1 protein-coding gene is annotated in these 1073 nt (G+C 81.3%); it reads left to right on the forward strand.

The window, feature by feature from the left end; all coding sequences use genetic code 11:
• Positions 1–1073, forward strand: a 1073-nt coding sequence (locus tag BST12_RS32585) for a hypothetical protein (RefSeq protein ID WP_211281405.1), incomplete at both ends; no start/stop codon positions are given.

Raw genomic sequence — 1073 nt, forward strand, 5'->3', positions numbered from 1 at the left:
TCGGCGGTTGTTTGATCGGTGATGGCGGCGCCGGCGGTGCGGGCGGTGCTGGCGGGGTTGGCGGTGCGGGCGCTTCCGGCGGTGATGGCGGTCTGGGCGGCCACGGCGCGGTAATCACCGGCGGCAACGGCGCCACTGGCGGCAGCGGCGGCGACGGCGGTATCGGCGGCACCGGCGGCACCGGCGGCACCGGCGGAGCCGGTGGCGCGGGCGGCCTGTTCGGCCACGCCGGTGCTGCGGGCAATGGTGGGACGGGCGGTAGCGGCGGGCTGGGCGGTGCGGCCGGAAGCGGCGGGGCCGGCGGCAACGGTGTCACCGGAGCGGCGCCCGGGCACGGTGGCGCCGGTGGTGCCGGCGGCAACCCCGGCGTCGGCGGCGTCGGCGGCGCGGGTGGGGCTTCCGGCGGTACCGGAGGTCATACCGGTGGTATGGGCGCGACCGCCGGCAACGACGGGCCCGGCACCGGCGGCAATGGCGGGGCCGGCGGCAATGGCGGCAGCGCGACCACTGCCGGGGCCGACGGCGGTGCCGGCGGCGCGGGCGGTGCTGCCGGTCTGGTCGGAAATGGTGGCACCGGTGGTCGCGGCGGCGATGGGGCGGCCGGGTTGGCCGGCACTTCGCCGCTGGCCCCCAGCCAGGCCGGGGGCGTTGGCGGCACCGGCGGCGCCGGGGGCGCCGGCGGTACCGGCGGCAATGGCGGGGCACACGCCGGCAACGGCGGCAACGGCGGAACCGGCGGCAACGGCGGGCGCGGCGGTGTCGGCGGTAACGGCACCGGAGGTGCGAACGCGGTCACGTTGGGTGATGCCGGCCAGGCCGGCGGTAACGGCGGCACTGGCGGCCAAGGCGGCGACGGCGGTAACGGCGGCGCCGCCGGCGCGGCGCTGGCGGCCTCGGGTCACAACGGTGTGCGCGGCGCCGGCGGGGCCGGCGGTGACGGCGGCGCCGGCGGCGCGCCCGGCGACGGCGGCAACGGCGCGGCCGGGACGTTGAGTGTCAACGCCGGGGCCGGCGGGGCCGGCGGCACCGGCGGCAACGCCGGGGCAGGCGGCGCGGGCGGGGCCGGCGGCGCC

The sequence above is a fragment of the Mycobacterium angelicum genome, from assembly GCF_002086155.1.
Lineage (GTDB): Bacteria > Actinomycetota > Actinomycetes > Mycobacteriales > Mycobacteriaceae > Mycobacterium > Mycobacterium angelicum.